13 protein-coding genes, 1 tRNA gene and 2 pseudogenes are annotated in these 15,112 nt (G+C 40.2%); 9 read left to right on the forward strand and 7 right to left on the reverse strand.

Annotated features, from left to right (window positions below; all coding sequences use genetic code 11):
* Positions 1-581: 581 nt before the first annotated feature.
* Positions 582-2,210, forward strand: a complete 1,629-nt coding sequence (locus tag CUN59_RS02005) for an iron uptake porin (protein ID WP_104386262.1) — start codon at positions 582-584, stop codon at positions 2,208-2,210.
* 174 nt (positions 2,211-2,384) lie between these two features.
* Here the strand turns inward: CUN59_RS02005 and acs are convergent, their stop codons facing one another.
* Positions 2,385-4,355, reverse strand: a complete 1,971-nt coding sequence (gene acs, locus CUN59_RS02010) for an acetate--CoA ligase (protein WP_104386263.1) — start codon at positions 4,353-4,355, stop codon at positions 2,385-2,387.
* 265 nt (positions 4,356-4,620) lie between these two features.
* Here acs and CUN59_RS02015 point away from each other — a divergent pair, with 265 nt between their 5' ends.
* Together CUN59_RS02015 and CUN59_RS02020 are read left to right on the forward strand one after the other, a co-directional pair.
* Complete coding sequence (locus tag CUN59_RS02015; RefSeq protein ID WP_104386264.1) at positions 4,621-5,313, forward strand: hypothetical protein; 693 nt, start codon at positions 4,621-4,623, stop codon at positions 5,311-5,313.
* Between the two features lie 66 nt (positions 5,314-5,379).
* Positions 5,380-5,796 carry a hypothetical protein gene (locus tag CUN59_RS02020; protein ID WP_104386265.1) on the forward strand — a complete coding sequence of 139 codons (417 nt, stop codon included), beginning with the start codon at positions 5,380-5,382 and terminating at the stop codon, positions 5,794-5,796.
* Between the two features lie 305 nt (positions 5,797-6,101).
* On the opposite strand, the gene CUN59_RS02025 is transcribed toward CUN59_RS02020, so the two are convergent.
* Both CUN59_RS02025 and CUN59_RS02030 read right to left on the reverse strand, forming a co-directional pair.
* A complete protein-coding gene (locus CUN59_RS02025; RefSeq protein ID WP_104386266.1) occupies positions 6,102-6,281 on the reverse strand; it encodes a hypothetical protein in 180 nt (59 codons plus the stop codon).
* A gap of 141 nt (positions 6,282-6,422) precedes the next feature.
* Positions 6,423-8,300, reverse strand: a complete 1,878-nt coding sequence (locus CUN59_RS02030; protein ID WP_104386267.1) for a cation:proton antiporter — start codon at positions 8,298-8,300, stop codon at positions 6,423-6,425.
* 386 nt (positions 8,301-8,686) lie between these two features.
* Here CUN59_RS02030 and CUN59_RS02035 point away from each other — a divergent pair.
* Positions 8,687-8,759, forward strand: a tRNA-Glu gene (locus CUN59_RS02035).
* Positions 8,760-8,860: 101 nt separating this feature from the next.
* Here the strand turns inward: CUN59_RS02035 and CUN59_RS02040 are convergent.
* From CUN59_RS02040 to CUN59_RS02050, 3 genes and pseudogenes are all read right to left on the reverse strand, one after another.
* Positions 8,861-9,406: an SRPBCC family protein gene (locus tag CUN59_RS02040; RefSeq protein ID WP_243406838.1), complete on the reverse strand. Its 546-nt coding sequence runs from the start codon at positions 9,404-9,406 to the stop codon at positions 8,861-8,863.
* Positions 9,407-9,570: 164 nt separating this feature from the next.
* Positions 9,571-9,711, reverse strand: a pseudogene (locus CUN59_RS02045) (zinc ribbon domain-containing protein); the annotation flags it as partial.
* Between the two features lie 177 nt (positions 9,712-9,888).
* Positions 9,889-10,224 (reverse strand): ribbon-helix-helix domain-containing protein, encoded by a 336-nt coding sequence (locus tag CUN59_RS02050; RefSeq protein WP_104386269.1) that lies wholly within the window; start codon positions 10,222-10,224, stop codon positions 9,889-9,891.
* 400 nt (positions 10,225-10,624) lie between these two features.
* Here CUN59_RS02050 and CUN59_RS02060 point away from each other — a divergent pair, with 400 nt between their 5' ends.
* Together CUN59_RS02060 and CUN59_RS21275 are read left to right on the forward strand one after the other, a co-directional pair.
* Complete coding sequence (locus CUN59_RS02060) at positions 10,625-11,143, forward strand: HNH endonuclease (protein ID WP_104386271.1); 519 nt, start codon at positions 10,625-10,627, stop codon at positions 11,141-11,143.
* 50 nt (positions 11,144-11,193) lie between these two features.
* Positions 11,194-11,345, forward strand: a pseudogene (locus CUN59_RS21275) (alr0857 family protein); the annotation flags it as partial.
* 168 nt (positions 11,346-11,513) lie between these two features.
* Here the strand turns inward: CUN59_RS21275 and CUN59_RS02065 are convergent.
* On the reverse strand, positions 11,514-12,293 hold the full coding sequence (locus CUN59_RS02065; RefSeq protein WP_243406839.1) for a polysaccharide deacetylase family protein: 780 nt from the start codon (positions 12,291-12,293) through the stop codon (positions 11,514-11,516).
* Positions 12,294-12,541: 248 nt separating this feature from the next.
* Here CUN59_RS02065 and CUN59_RS02070 point away from each other — a divergent pair, with 248 nt between their 5' ends.
* The 3 genes from CUN59_RS02070 (at position 12,542) to CUN59_RS02085 (ending at position 15,110) form a co-directional block, all read left to right on the forward strand.
* Positions 12,542-13,480 carry a phosphoribulokinase gene (locus CUN59_RS02070; RefSeq protein ID WP_104386273.1) on the forward strand — a complete coding sequence of 313 codons (939 nt, stop codon included), beginning with the start codon at positions 12,542-12,544 and terminating at the stop codon, positions 13,478-13,480.
* Between the two features lie 154 nt (positions 13,481-13,634).
* Positions 13,635-14,366, forward strand: coding sequence for a RadC family protein (gene radC, locus CUN59_RS02075; protein WP_104386274.1), 732 nt, complete (start codon positions 13,635-13,637; stop codon positions 14,364-14,366).
* A 489-nt stretch (positions 14,367-14,855) separates the two neighbouring features.
* Positions 14,856-15,110, forward strand: a complete 255-nt coding sequence (locus CUN59_RS02085; protein WP_104386276.1) for a SemiSWEET transporter — start codon at positions 14,856-14,858, stop codon at positions 15,108-15,110.
* The last annotated feature ends 2 nt before the right edge of the window (positions 15,111-15,112 follow it).

Genomic DNA, 15,112 nt, shown 5'->3' on the forward strand with positions numbered 1-15,112 from the left:
ATTTTCCATATTCGATTCGTAACTGTCTTTGTGAATTGAATTACCAGATTAATTGTTAAGATATTGAAACTTTTTCAGTGTGTAAAACAAATACTTTGGACAGAATATTTTGCTCCGAAGAGCCTCCCATTTCTGGGGTAATGTTAGCTGATGCCTACGGCACGCTACGCGAACGACAATGTTAGAGGTCGGTAACTATCTTAAAAGCACTGGTTTAACCCTTAAGCCTGTTTAACTTTTAAGTTCTAGAGCAGGGAACTAGCTACGCATTCCCTGGTAGGTCTTTAACTCTTACCTCTAACGTAGTTCCGTTAAGAACTCAGTCCAACTAGGCTTTTACAAGCCCTCACTTACCCGAAGAGAAGTGATGGGTGGTTGACAACTACTGTAGTATAAGTGTAATCCTATGTTCACCCAATGATAAACCAATAATAACCAAGTGTAAAAATTTTGATTTGGATTTGTGTTAAATATCATTTATTGGTGTAGGATAATTATAGAACATTAATTATGTGTAAATTCCTTAATAGGGAAATTGCCCATAGTTTGGATTTCTATAGGTGTGAGAGAGATTGAAATTTATGAAAAAAGCTTTTTGGAATATCCTCAAAGTTAGCCCTGCGATAGCATTAACTCTATTAGCTGGCAACAGTGCCTTCGCTAGTGAAGCTAACGAAAAAGTAACCGGCGTTTCTCAGCTTTCCCAAGAAGCCAGCTTGGGTCAGGTAACATCCGTTTCTCAGTTTTCCGACGTACAACCCACAGATTGGGCGTTTCAAGCATTACAGTCCTTAGTTGAACGCTACGGTTGTGCGGCTGGTTATCCTAACGGTACTTTCCGTGGTAATCGGGCTTTGAGTCGTTATGAATTTGCGGCTGGTTTAAACGCCTGTTTAGATCGCGTTAACGAACTCATTGCTACTGCTACTGCTGACATGGTAAGCAAGCAAGATTTAGCTACCTTACAGCGTTTGCAAGAAGAATATTCTGCTGAATTGGCAACTCTGCGCGGTAGAGTGGATGCTTTAGAAGCTCGTACCAGCGAACTAGAAGCAAACCAATTCTCCACCACTACCAAACTCAAAGGTGAGGCTATTTTCAACGTATCTCAGGCTTTGGGAGACAAGATAGCAGATAATGACACTAATCCCGATAATAACGCTGAGTTAGATTCCAATATCACCTTTGGCAACCGTGTCCGTTTGAGCTTAGAAAGCAGCTTCATGGGTACAGACAGGTTGCAAACACGGTTAAACGCAGGAAATATTATCAGCAATGCCGGTGTTACAGGTACTAGCATGACTCGTTTAGGTTATGACGGTAATACTGGTAACGCTATTAGTATTGACAAGCTCAACTACGCTTTCAATTTAAGTGATCAAATCAACGTTAAAGTTGATGCTGTTGGTGGTGAGTTGAACGAAAACGTTGATGTTTTCAACCCTGAATTCAGAAGCGGTGGTTCAGGTGCATTATCTCGCTATGGACGTTTCAGCCCCATTTATCGTCAAGCTGGTAACGGTGCTGGTATCACTGTTAACCTCAAACCTAGTGATCAATTAGTCTTCAGTGCAGCTTACTTTGCTCAAGGGATGAACAATAGAACTTCTCCTAGCAGTCCTTTTGCTGGTCAAGGGTTATTCAACGGTGATAACACTATTTTTGGTCAGTTAGCTTTCAAACCGAACCGGGCTATCAATATTGGTTTAGCCTATGCCCATACTTATCAAACAGGTGGACAAGTTGGTACTACTAGCCTCTTTGATGCTACAGGTAGCCGTAGAGCTAATAATCCATTCAGCAATGATGCTACAGAATCTAACAACTACGGCGCACAACTTTCTTTACAAACCAGTCCTAATGTTGTACTAGGTGCTTGGGGTGGTTATACCTCTGCTAGTTCTCTGACTGGTGCTACCAGAAGTGGAGATATTTGGTATTGGTCTGGTACTGTGGCTGTTAAAGACTTCTTACAAGAAGGTAATACTTTAGGTCTAATCTTTGGTCAACCACCAAAACTCGCCGGTGCTACAGGTACAGGTGTTACTGCTGACACTGGTACTTCTTACCATTTAGAAGGTTTGTACAAGATGAAGATCTCTGATAATATCCTTTTTACTCCTGGTTTATTGGTAATCTTCAATCCAGAAAACAATAGCACCAATAAAACTGAGTACGTTGGTACTTTACGTACTACCTTCAATTTCTAGAATCAATTAGACATCTGGTGAAAATTATCGTAGGGACAATTCATAATTCATGAATTGTCCCTACATTCTTTTCTAGGGAGGTCTATTGAATAGTTAGGGTTCAGCACTGCTAAACCCCTACTAAGTTCGGAAAGTAGATCGTTAGTTAACGAAAGTTAGCAAATGGTTAACTAGCTAATTCCCTTCCCGTAACTTATCCAACACACCGCGATCTTCCAAAGTCGAAGTATCCCCCGATATTTCCTGTCCTGCTGCCAAATTCCGCAACAACCGCCGCATAATCTTCCCAGAACGGGTTTTTGGTAAAGCATCAGTAAACCTGATTTCACCAGGACGAGCGATCGCCCCAATTTCTTGTACAACGTGCTTCTTCAGTTCCTTACTCAACTCCTCACTAGGCTGATAAGTTCCCTCCAAAGTTACAAAAGCTACAACTTCCTCACCCTTCAACTCATCGGGTTTACCCACCACTGCCGCCTCAGCCACCGCCGGATGAGACACCAGGGCAGATTCTACTTCCATCGTTCCCAAGCGGTGTCCAGACACATTCAGGACATCATCAACGCGCCCCATTACCCAGAAATAGCCGTCTTCATCCTTTCTCGCCCCATCGCCGGCAAAATACGTATAATTACCATCCTTAGGCGGAATATGTTCCCAATAAGTGCGACGAAAGCGATCAGGATCACCGTACACCGTCCGCATCATTCCCGGCCAAGGATATTTTACCGCTAAATAACCACCTTCATTTTCTGGAACTGTGTTACCGTCTAAATCCACAATATCCGCGATAATACCAGGGAAAGCACGAGTTGCTGAACCGGGTTTAGTGGAAATTGCACCGGGTAAGGGTGTAATCATAATCCCACCAGTTTCCGTTTGCCACCAAGTATCCACAATTGGACAACGTTCACCACCGATGATTTTGTGATACCACATCCACGCTTCGGGGTTGATAGGTTCACCGACAGTACCTAATAATCGCAAAGAAGACAAATTACGGGTTTTAGGATGGTGTTCACCCATTTTAATAAAGGCACGGATCGCAGTAGGAGCAGTATAAAAAATTGTTACGCCATATTTTTCAATTACATCCCAGAAACAACCAGGATTAGAACCACGGGGCGCACCTTCATACATTATAGTCGTTGCACCGTTGGAAAGGGGTCCATAAACTATATAGCTATGTCCCGTAATCCAACCGACATCAGCAGTACACCAATATACATCTGTATCTTGGAGGTCAAAAATCCATTTTGTGGTAATATGGCTGTATAGGTTATAGCCCCCTGTAGTATGGACAACTCCCTTTGGTTTCCCGGTACTGCCGGAGGTATAAAGAACAAACAGCATATCTTCACTGTCCATGGGTTCGGCAGGACAGTCGGCAGATACACCTTTTTGTAAATCATGCCACCAGTGGTCTCTTCCTGCTTCCATCTGGGTTTTTTGATTTGTGCGTTGTACAACTAACACATCTGTGACACTGGGTACGGCATTATCAGCTAACGCTTTATCTACTTGTTCTTTGAGAGGTACAATTGCATCCTTGCGCCAACCCCCATCTGCTGTGACTACTAACTTAGCTTCTGCATCATTTAAGCGATCGCGCAAAGCTTCCGCACTAAACCCACCAAAAACAACACTATGGGGTGCGCCAATTCTCGCACAAGCTAACATAGCAATAGCAGACTCAGGAATCATAGGCATATATATGCCCACGCGATCACCCTTTTTCACACCCAACTGTTTGAGAACATTAGCAAATTGACAAACTTCTCGATGTAATTGGGCATAGGTTAGCGTGCGTGAATCTCCCGGTTCACCTTCCCAAATCAACGCTGCTTTGTTTTTACGCCAAGTCGTCAAATGTCTATCAAGACAGTTGTAAGAAATATTAATCTTGCCATTAACAAACCACTTAGCAAAGGGAGGTTGCCAATCTAGGACAGTATCCCAATTTTCAAACCAATGTAACTCTTTTTGCGCTAATTCTGCCCAAAATTTCTCAGGATCAGCCTTGGCAGTATCGTAAAGACGCTGATACTCTTCCAAGCTTTTGATATGTGCCTGTTGAGAAAATTCGCTCCTCGGATGAAATAGCCGCTTTTCCTGTAGGATGGATTCTATAGTTGGTTGAGACATGGAAATTTATGTAAACAACATTGTGACTGAAAACTATTTTTAACTAAATTGTGCGGTACAACTTGAGATTTTCCCGCACTCAATGTAAAGATTCGTTACTGATATGCTCATCTAGTTCTGCTCTAGTACGAAAATTAATTAACGCTAAATTCATCAGCGCCATAGTAAAATCAAATAATGATCATGTTTTCAAAACACTTATTTACCGATCAAGTAACATCCACATCTTTAACAACTAAGTTAGTGTTTTACCATAGGATATAGTTTGCAAGCTAAAGAAATTAAAGATAAACTAAATCTACTGATTGAACGAGCCTCTGACATAGATCCAAATCTAGCGACCAAATTGAGAGACATCAACCGTTGGATCAGACATATCAAGCTAGGTTCTCTGACATCCAAGCCCATCGTAGTGGCTTTTTTGCTGGAAGTAATCACAGATGCTAGTGTTTGGTTAGCCATAAAATCTTTACCTTCCGAAGTAGAGCAAAGATTACAATTGGAGCAAATGAGCGCTAATGAAAGATATTGGTATGGTTGTTTATTTCCCAAATGGATCAATGCTACAGACACCAAATTTTATATTTGGAAGAAAAAAATGATGTCAGGTGATTTTGATCAGGCGGATAGTGATATCATTAAATATATAGCTCAGGACATTGTCAATCGTGAAGGGGATGTTTGGCGGCGTTATATAGCTGACCTTTCTATGGCAACAGACCTCATTGTTAGCAATCATCAAAATAAACCACTCTGTATTCAAGTTACCAGCGTTAGTGAAGAATTCCATACTAGAAAATATCAAAAGTGGCAAAATGCACTGCAATTATGGGAAATAGAACGAGGATTGTTCTTAAGTTACAATCCTAAAGAAAATGATTTTATCCATCAATTGGTCAACGTCGCGCTGTATAACAGTGATCACCTTGATGAAGGGAACTATGTGAATTTTTCCTAATTTTCCACTCTGCAAATTGAAATCTGTCTCCTAGCCAACATCATTAATCCGCCCAAAATACCATTTATGGTTAACCAACAACAAACTAATAATAGCGCTCAAGTCCAGGATTTGACCGAAGCCTTAACAGCAGCCCGGAGAATGCAGCAAGATTGGCTAAATTATGGACTAAATTTTGTACATATTTATGTAGAAGATGTAGAAAGTGATTGGTTAGAAACCTGGGGTGATGATGAAATATCTAATCCTTTATTTGATGCTATTAAAGATTTTTTAGTAAGTGATGATGAGATTGCGATTAAAATTAGGAAATATTTCCCAGAAGCATCATTATTTGATTTGGCTGTAGATTTAGAAGAATGTCTAAGAATTGCTAGAGAAAATGACAAAGCATCTGCTGTGAAAAATGTCTTAGCTAGTGATATTGATCTTGATGATCTAGAATTATTGGATTTAGTTAACAGTTTTCTGGCTAAATTATAGCACTCTTTCATACCCAGATCCCCGACTTCTTGCATTGATTTTGTCTATAAATGATCAATTGATCATAGAAGTCGGGGATCTTTCTGCCTCACCTGAATTCTTAAGCTATACTTTAAAGTGTTGATTTTTTTATTCATAAGTAGGGGTTGCTGAAAAATTTGTCTGTGAGGAGAGGGAACTAATTACTCATATCCGACTCGACTCGACAAGGAAAAATGCAACTGTTTTGGGACTCCATTTGCCAAAACCTTGTACTTGCTTGTTCTTAAAATCCGCGAAACCCCTATTGATAACCGGTTATAGCTTTATTCAGCAAGCCCTAAGTATTCAATCCTTCCTAACATCTCTTCAGGTTCTAGTAACTCCCAAATTAATACTAAACCTTGAATAATTTGCCCAATAGATTTAGTTTGTTGAGGACAATAAACAATTCCTAGATGATTTATATTTGATTGATTTAATCTCAAAAAATCAGTTCTTGTCATGCTAAATTACTAATTGGATAAGAGGGAACACTTCGACCCTTCGACTCGCTCAGGGCATCGCAAGCTCAGTGCATCGCAGGGGACACCGAAGAGAGTTTTGGGCGATTTTACTTTTCTTCACATACCTTTAAATTTTTCGGTTCACCTACTTAAGTCCTCCACTTCTGGTAATTTCTCCACCGTCAGGGGAGTAGATTGACTTGCCCCAGACAGAAGTTTTAATAAATTGGGACGAGGATCATACAATAAATAAATAATGCGATCGCCAACTTCCCATTCTTCAGTTGCAGACATCACCTGCAATCGTTCCTGTCGTTCTAACAATAGGGGGACTAAAATCCCATCCCGAATTTTGTCCTGTATATGCTCAACTTGAGAAGCAAATTCTTCCTCATTTAAGGTCGTTGTTCCCAACTTCACTTGTCCACTACTTAAATACTCATTCCAAGTTTTAATTGATAAATCAGAGACAAAAGCTTGATTTACCTTACTATTCACCGCCGGCGAACCTTGAGGATGACGGGGAAATATAGCCAACACACGGGGGGGATTAAATTCCTCCGCCGCCCGTTGTGCTAGGACAAAATTCACCTCACCATTGCTCGTCATTGCTAAAAAAGTCCCCAGAGAACCAATACCCGCCTCTTCCAAAATTTCCCCATCTAAAGCGCTACTGGCAATTACCCGCAGATTTTGGGCTTCAGCTTGGGCTAAACGTTCTGGGTCAGTATCAATCATCACCACACTTTCCCCCCGTTCTTGGAAAAAGCGGGCAATTAATAAACCCAAGGGATTACAACCCACAATTACCGCCCCAGTGGCATCTTGAGAGGTAATTCGCAAACATTTCACCAGCCAACCAGCAGTTAAACCTTGACAAAACACCGTCATAATAATTGTCAAAAATACCAAAGCCTTAATTGAGTCACCACCATTAATACCGCGCTGGGTGAGTAAAATCGCAAATAAAGAAGCCACCGAAGCAGAAACTATACCTCTGGGGGCAACCCAACTTAAAAATAACTTCTGTCGCCAATTTAGATCACTTTTCCAAGTACACAAAATAATGTTAATGGGGCGCACCACAAACATTAACACCAACACCGTGAATAAACTTCCCCAACCCAACGCGAACACACTGGCAATGGATAAATCCGCCGCTAGGAGGATGAATAACACAGACACGCTCAGAATGGTTAGCTGATTTTTAAAACTTCGCAATAAACGTTCCTCTGGAACTGAGGAATTGGCAAACACCGCACCCGCTACAACTGTGGTCATAATTCCTGACTCACTGCGGATCATTTGCGCCAGGGTAAACAAGACCCATAACCCTGATAATACCACCAGATTTTTCAGTTCAAAGGAAATGAAATTGGCGCGTTTGAACATCCAACTCATTAAATAACCACCAATGCCACCTATGGCAGCACCTACGCCAAAACGTAAAATTAGACCAGTAATGGCATTAATGGGATCTGTGTTACCGTTTAAAATAGTATCTAAAACAACGTAAGCCAGGATAGCACCCACGGGATCAATTAAAACTCCTTCTCCTTCTAACAGTGTCCCTACTTGTCTATCCACATTAATTTGTTGAATTAACGGACCAATGACAGTTGGTCCAGTCACTACAACAATAGAGGCATAGAGAACGGCGATACTCCAGGGAAATTCACCTAACCAATGAGCCGCTAAACTGCCGCCCAACAGAGTGATCAATGTTCCTAAGGTGACGAGTAACTGAAGACTGAGAGAAACTTTGCTCAATTCCTGGCGATTTAGTTTCAGCCCTCCTTCAAACAAAATGATTGCCGTTGCCAGGGAAACAATCACTTCTAATCCTGTACCTAATAAATGCGGTTGTAATAATCCCAGACCATCTTTCCCTAAAAGGATACCTAATAGGAGTAGTAAGACGATGCTAGGTAGTTTAAAATATGCAGCTATTACCTGGGAGCTAATACCTGCAAAGACAGTAATCACCATCTGAAGGGTGATTTCAAAAGGTGTTTCCATGTTGTAGATTTTGATCCATTAATTTCAAAATCCTATGTACAGCATCATAGATATTAACTCTATAGGAATTTTAATCGGATTATTGTTAATGGCAAGAGGGAAAAGGCGAAAGCGGAGGAATACAGGGGCAGTAGTATGGCTAACGCCACCCTTTGCGAACGGCTAAACTCACCAACCGGGGGAGAGATACAGCATATTTCATTCAAGTACAACCATAATCAAACTTTTGTGGTGGGGGCATCCTGCCCGCAAAATGTGTACCTCATACCTTCGCAAACTGCTGTAAATATTTGTTTTGTCTGCTGTGGGAAAAATTTTTCCAAAAGCTGTTGACATTCCCAAAATAACCGGCTATATTACTAAAAGTGACGAAAGACAACGAACGCGCCCCCATCGTCTAGAGGCCTAGGACACCTCCCTTTCACGGAGGTAACAGGGATTCGAATTCCCTTGGGGGTACTATAAAGAATATCAAAAGGACGGAACGACTAAATTGTTTTTCTGTCCTGTTTGTTGTTTCTGTAGTTCCTGGATCGGAATATCTACAGAATTGATTGTTTTTAAGCCAATACTTGTACAGCCCGTTGGCGAATTGCTAGGAGATTGGTTTGTAGGTCTTTACTGAGACGGCGTTCTATAATGGATATGGGCATGGCCAATTTCGGCCATACTTGAATTGTATAGCAAAGGGTTGTACCTTGTTCTTGGTTGAGGGTGTAAGGTTCTAAGCACCACGTTCCAGAAAAGCCTTTGAAATCCCCTTCTACCATGTTGAATTGAATTAATTTGGGGAATAATTCTTCTAAATCCAAGACTACCCGCGCACAGAATTTAAAACTAAGTACACTTTGAGCGCCAATTTGTTCCAGTCGAATCCCACCATCGGGATGTTCGAGAAGACGACTTTTGGCGAGGTTGGGGATAAAGTCGGGGAGGGATTCGTAATCTGTGAGAATCTTCCAGACTTTTTCTATGGGTTGGGGAATTTGGATGGTGGCGCTAATTTGCCGCTGTCTTTCGGATAATTTATCAACCTGAATAGTTACTTCACTGGTTTCTAAATTTTCCCTTGGGGATATTTCATCATCGGGGGTAGAGGTATCCATGGACATTTTCTGTGGTTACTTTTTTGAATAGGAGTTAATTGGGGGAGAGGATAGGGGAAGAGTGAGCGTAAAACTCATTTCACTGCTATATAAAACCTAGACAAAGCTAGACTTTATTTTCTACTTCAAAGGGAGCATAGGAGCAGTTATCCCTCAGTAGACTTTCACACCTTAGCCAGACGCGATAAATTAATCGCGGCGTTTAGATCCCTATCTATCTTAAAACTACAGTCGTCACAATGAAAGGTTCTTTCAGATAAAGAAAGACTTTCTTTTTTGTGTCCACAATTTGAGCAAGTTTTACTTGATGGATAAAATTAAACATAAAAATTGTACACTTATAGATTTGTCCATAAGTGTGCAGTTTTGTCTGGAAAATTGTCAACTAGGACTAGTCTCATCTTTCACTTCAATAAATCTAAAAATTTGGATTTTACCCAGTGAAGGGTGGCATCTGGGTAAAATCTGCCTAAAACTGCCGACTAGTCAGCCAGACTTTCCAGACTCAGTGGAATCATATCCCCACTTCTGGTAAGTCCTAATAACATTGATTCTTGGGGTTCGATCAATTTGCCCGTGAGGACACAACGCTGCTCTTGTTGAGCGATCGCCGCAATACTAGCGCGAATATCAGATTTAGAAAATTTTGGTTTCCATTCACCTGATTTTTGCTGGATATAATTCCAGAGGATATCCCGAATCAGAGATTGATATCCCTGATTGCCGGCGATATGTTTAAGTTTTTCCTTGAGATCCCGTTCTAGGCGAATACTGGTAACTTCCATATCAGTTGTTGGGGTGCGTGTGATGGTCTGCATGATTTTTTCTCCTTATAGGTATAAACAGGATAGTAATACAAGTGTAGTATGTTTAGAGGAATGTTCAATAGGTGAAATTTTCTGTGAAATCCATTTATCCCATATCTACCTCTTCACAAGCGACCAAATGCCTCGGCAATTGGGAATTTCCTGCTGCCGAGGTGGAGTATTTATTTATGGGTCAAAATAGCCAATATCAAGGGCAAATAAGAAAAGGCAATTATGATTTTAAGTATCCCAGCATCAATTTGCTGAATAGAAAACCACAACTAGAGAACACTAGCGGGAGGTACAAGCTCAAAAATGCTGTACCAAAATAAGACGAAAAACCATCAGGTCAATTGTTAACCCCCGCTGCGTCTAAGACAAAAAGTGGGTTTTTTTTATAAGGAGTCAGGCTGTGACAAGCGCAATCCAAGTATTAGAGAAATCTGTGGTCGTGTTTTCCCAGAATTACTTGCCACTGTGTCGGGTAAATATCAAGCGGGCAATAGTGTTGCTAGTCAGCAATAAAGCCGAACCATTAGAATTTTCTACAGAAGGCGGTTGGTTAATTCATTCACCTAGATTAGTCTTATCTGTACCCAAGCATATCCGTCTAAAAATTGCGGCTACGGAACGGATGTGGAAAGTTCCTCCAGTCAATCGTCGGGAGGTCTTGCGGCGAGATCATAGCAGTTGTCAATATTGTGGTAGTAACAAACATTTGACCCTAGATCATGTTATACCTCGCTCTAAAGGGGGTAGACATACTTGGGATAACGTAGTCATAGCTTGTGAAAGATGTAACTCTCGTAAAGGCGATAAAACACCGACTGAAGCTGGAATGCCCTTGCGGAAATTACCTAAAGCACCTGTTCACCCGACTGTGACATTTGCAGAAAAATTTTGGAATGATATGCAAGCAAACCTGGAATAAGCAGGAGAGCAACAGGAATGCTGAAATTAACTTATACCGAAAACAGTTTTTATTTAGAAGTGACCTTGGAGGGTTCTTGGCTATCTGAAGGTAATGATGATGCTGTCGGTGTATTTGTCACAACTATGAGTTATAGCACGGAGTTTTTTTGTATAAACTTTGGCAAGAGTCTCAAGTTTGTGCTTCTGTCATCAGTAAGTAGCAGAAGGCAGCACTTAGGCTTTGCTCAGTGATCGGGTAGAGGGCAGGAGTATAAAATTTATCGAAACAATCGGGTCTAAAACCCGATTTCCTCAGTCTAAGTTGCGGCTCTCCCCTGTGAGTACAGAAGCCAACACTGTACTTGTTACTCCAAGTCAGTGTGCGTAGTTCAAGACTGCAGTTCTAATAGTTGAGGAATGGTCACAAATTTATAACCTTGTTTTTTCAGTCCCATAATAATTTCTGGCAAAGCTTTGACCGTTCTTTCTCGATTTCCGCCACCATCGTGCATTAAAACAATTGCGCCGGGTTTAGCATCTCTGAGAACATTTTTAATAAATACTTGATATTTGGCACGAGGATCGGTATCCGCTGAGGTCACTGACCACATAACAACGGAGTTTTTTTGACTTTTAGCATAAGCGGCTAATCCGTTGTTTAAATAGCCTCCTGGGGGACGGAAAAATGATGTTTTCACACCCGTTGTTTTATAGATTAATTGATTTGTTTTTTCAATTTCATTTTTAGCTGTAGCTGCATCCATTTTATGATACCAATGATGCCATGTATGATTACCAATTGCATGACCTTCAGCTACTACTCGTTTTGCAATTTCTGGATTTTCTTGTAAGGTGCTTCCTACCCAAAAAAATGTAGCTTTAACATCATTTTGTTTCAGGATATCTAACATTTCTGTAGTAGTTTTTGACCAGGGTCCATCATCAATTGTTAAAGCAATAACTTTCTCTTTGTTTTTGGGTTCGATTTTATAAACTGTCTTTCCTGCAAATTTAGGAGGAACGGTAAAGTTGAGGTTTTCAACTTTAGTTAGTGGTTGTGATTTTGGGTTAATTTGATTTTCAGGAATGGCCATTTTTAAGGATTCATTATTTGTTTTTATTTGTGCTGTCATTAAGGTATTCGTACAAGCAGTAAATAAAAATGCCATTGTTGCGATACTTATTATTTGTGAGTTCTTAACCATTGTTCTCATTCATTAATGTATATTTGGAGGTTGTTATCAAAAGTTAAAGTTTTGTGATGAATATTTAAGTAAACTCCGTAAACATAACATTTATGTAGAGTTATTGCGAAGATGGTGGGGATTGAATTGATGGGGGAATTCCCTTGTAAAATGAGCTAAGACTGTTATTTAGCAACATTCTTAAGCTAATAGCTTCTGTTGAAGAGGATAAAATGAACCGTCCAATTATTCTTGGTATTGTTGGTGATAGTGCTGCTGGGAAAACAACTCTAACTAGAGGTATTGCTCAGGTTTTAGGCCCAGAAAATGTGACTTTAATCTGTACAGATGATTACCACCGTTATGATCGCACACAACGGGCAGAAATTGGGATTACAGCCCTACATCCTGATTGTAATTATTTGGATATTATGCAGCAACATTTGTCGTTGCTACGCACAGGACAACCAATTTTGAAACCTGTTTATAGCCATAAAACAGGAACCTTTGAAGCACCACAATATGTTAAACCGAAGAAGTTTGTGATTATTGAAGGCTTATTAGGTTATTCTACCCGTACTGCCCGTGACGCTTATGATGTTAAGGTATATCTTGCACCACCTGAAGAACTTCGTGCTAATTGGAAGGTGAAGCGAGATACCCAAAAACGCGGTTATACTCCAGAACAGGTATTAGCAGAATTAGATAGACGCGAACCAGATTCAGAAATGTATATCCGTCCCCAGCGTCAATGGTCAGATATTGTAGTGAGTTTTTATCCTCCCAATGATGAAATAGATGAAACTAATGGACATCTAAATGTGCGTTTGGTGCTACGTCCTTCCATTCCCCATCCTGATTTTACCGAAATTATCCATGCTGGTAGTAGTGATTCCCAATCAGCGATCCGTTTGGGATTAGATAGAGATATGGGAAAACCGGTGGATGTGTTAGAAGTGGATGGTCATGCAACTTTGACACAGGTAAATAAAATTGAGCAAATCATGTGTTCTGATTTACCTTATTTAAGGAATGTCTGCGATCGCGAAAGTAATCCAGAATTAGGTAAAATTGCAGGGACAACTGGTGAAACACTGCAAAGTTACCCCCTCGCCCTGACTCAGTTAATTATTACTTACCACATGCTCAAAGCCACGCAAATTTACCAATAAGTAATTCCCGCTTCTGATTCAGTATCACTTAGGTAATCTTCACAAAAATTAAAGATTTAGTCAACGAGGAATAATTGTTCCAGAAAATAAGGGATAAATAATTATTGAATCTACCCAATTATTCCCCATCCAAAATCTAGCATCTGCAATTATTATGACTTATTGCCTCAGAATAGCTGACTTACCAGAAAATGAACGCCCCCGTGAAAGATTAATGACTCACGGAGCGAAAATTTTAGCCACAGCGGAATTAATTGCTATTCTGCTGGGTACTGGTCAAGGACCGGGTAAACTATCCGCAGTTGGTTTAGGACAATATATATTACAGGAATTGGGTAAAAGTCAGTGTGACCCCTTAGCCGCTTTAAGAGATGTTACCCCGGCTGAGTTAATGGCAATTCCCGGTGTTGGACCTGCCAAAGCAACAACTATTCTCGCCGCCATTGAATTGGGTAAACGTACTTTTTTATCTCGTCCATCTGACGGTACAGTGATTGATAGTCCCATTTCTGCGGCTGCGGTGCTTAGTCAAGACTTGATGTGGCAATCTCAAGAAAGATTTGCCGTATTGTTATTAGATGTAAAAAATAAGTTATTGGGAACAAAAGTAATTACTATTGGGACGGCCACAGAAACTTTAGCCTCCCCTCGTGATATTTTTAGAGAAGTCATTCGTCAAGGTGCTACACGGGTAATAGTTGCCCATAATCATCCTTCTGGGAGTTTAGAACCCAGTGAAGCAGATATAGAATTGACTCGTCAGTTATTAGCCGGCGCGGAACTCCTAGCTATTCCCATTTTAGACCATTTAATTTTAGGTAATGGCACTCACCAGAGTATAAGAGAAATTACAACTTTATGGGATGAATGCCCTCAACCAGATTGATACAGCAGAGGTTTTGGCAAATGGAGTCTCAAAACAGTTGCATTTTTCCTNNNNCCAGATAGTTGAAACTGTTCCCTGTTCCCTGTTCCCTCTCATCACAGACAACTTTTTCAGCAACCCCTATATTAGACATCTGGTGAAAATTATCCTAGGGACAATTCATGAATTATCCCTACAATCTTTATTACCAGATGTCTATTGTATAGAATGCCCTAAATAGCCAAAAAACATAACTCACAAATAAAATTTTTTGTAGGAATTTAGGTAAAGCGATAATATCCCCGACTTCTAAGATCAATTTATCATTTATGGACACAATCAGTAAAAGAAGTTGGGGATCTGGGTATGAACGATAACGCACTAAAATCTTGATGACTAAAATACTGTTAGAATCAGGATGTACAGAATGAAAATAAGGATTTTATCACCAATTAGCAGCGGTTCAATGTTGTAGTATAATGTTGAAATTTAACATATATAGTTTGAAATATGGATTTAATCACCATTTTAGGATTAGTTGCAGGTGCATTAACCACTATTGCCTTTTTACCGCAAATGTTCCAAATATGGCGCACAAAATCAGCTAAAGATGTTTCTTATATCATGCTGATTATTTTTATGAGTGGGTTGTTTATGTGGTTAATTTATGGGATTATTCTTGGTGCTTTACCAGTTATTCTCGCTAATGGGGTGTCATTATTTTTTAACTTGATTATTCTATGGCTTAAAATTAAATATAGATAACT

It is taken from the genome of Cuspidothrix issatschenkoi CHARLIE-1 (assembly GCF_002934005.1).
Classification (GTDB): Bacteria; Cyanobacteriota; Cyanobacteriia; order Cyanobacteriales; family Nostocaceae; genus Cuspidothrix; species Cuspidothrix issatschenkoi.

Coding starts and splice junctions, on each gene's coding strand:
- CUN59_RS02005 (WP_104386262.1), top strand. CDS start 582: ATGAAAAAAGCTTTTTGGAATATCCTCAAAGTTAGCCCTGCGATAGCA.
- acs (WP_104386263.1), bottom strand. CDS start 4,355: ATGTCTCAACCAACTATAGAATCCATCCTACAGGAAAAGCGGCTATTT.
- CUN59_RS02020 (WP_104386265.1), top strand. CDS start 5,380: ATGGTTAACCAACAACAAACTAATAATAGCGCTCAAGTCCAGGATTTG.
- CUN59_RS02025 (WP_104386266.1), bottom strand. CDS start 6,281: ATGACAAGAACTGATTTTTTGAGATTAAATCAATCAAATATAAATCAT.
- CUN59_RS02030 (WP_104386267.1), bottom strand. CDS start 8,300: ATGGAAACACCTTTTGAAATCACCCTTCAGATGGTGATTACTGTCTTT.
- CUN59_RS02040 (WP_243406838.1), bottom strand. CDS start 9,406: ATGGATACCTCTACCCCCGATGATGAAATATCCCCAAGGGAAAATTTA.
- CUN59_RS02050 (WP_104386269.1), bottom strand. CDS start 10,224: ATGCAGACCATCACACGCACCCCAACAACTGATATGGAAGTTACCAGT.
- CUN59_RS02065 (WP_243406839.1), bottom strand. CDS start 12,293: ATGGCATTTTTATTTACTGCTTGTACGAATACCTTAATGACAGCACAA.
- CUN59_RS02070 (WP_104386273.1), top strand. CDS start 12,542: ATGAACCGTCCAATTATTCTTGGTATTGTTGGTGATAGTGCTGCTGGG.
- radC (WP_104386274.1), top strand. CDS start 13,635: ATGACTTATTGCCTCAGAATAGCTGACTTACCAGAAAATGAACGCCCC.
- CUN59_RS02085 (WP_104386276.1), top strand. CDS start 14,856: ATGGATTTAATCACCATTTTAGGATTAGTTGCAGGTGCATTAACCACT.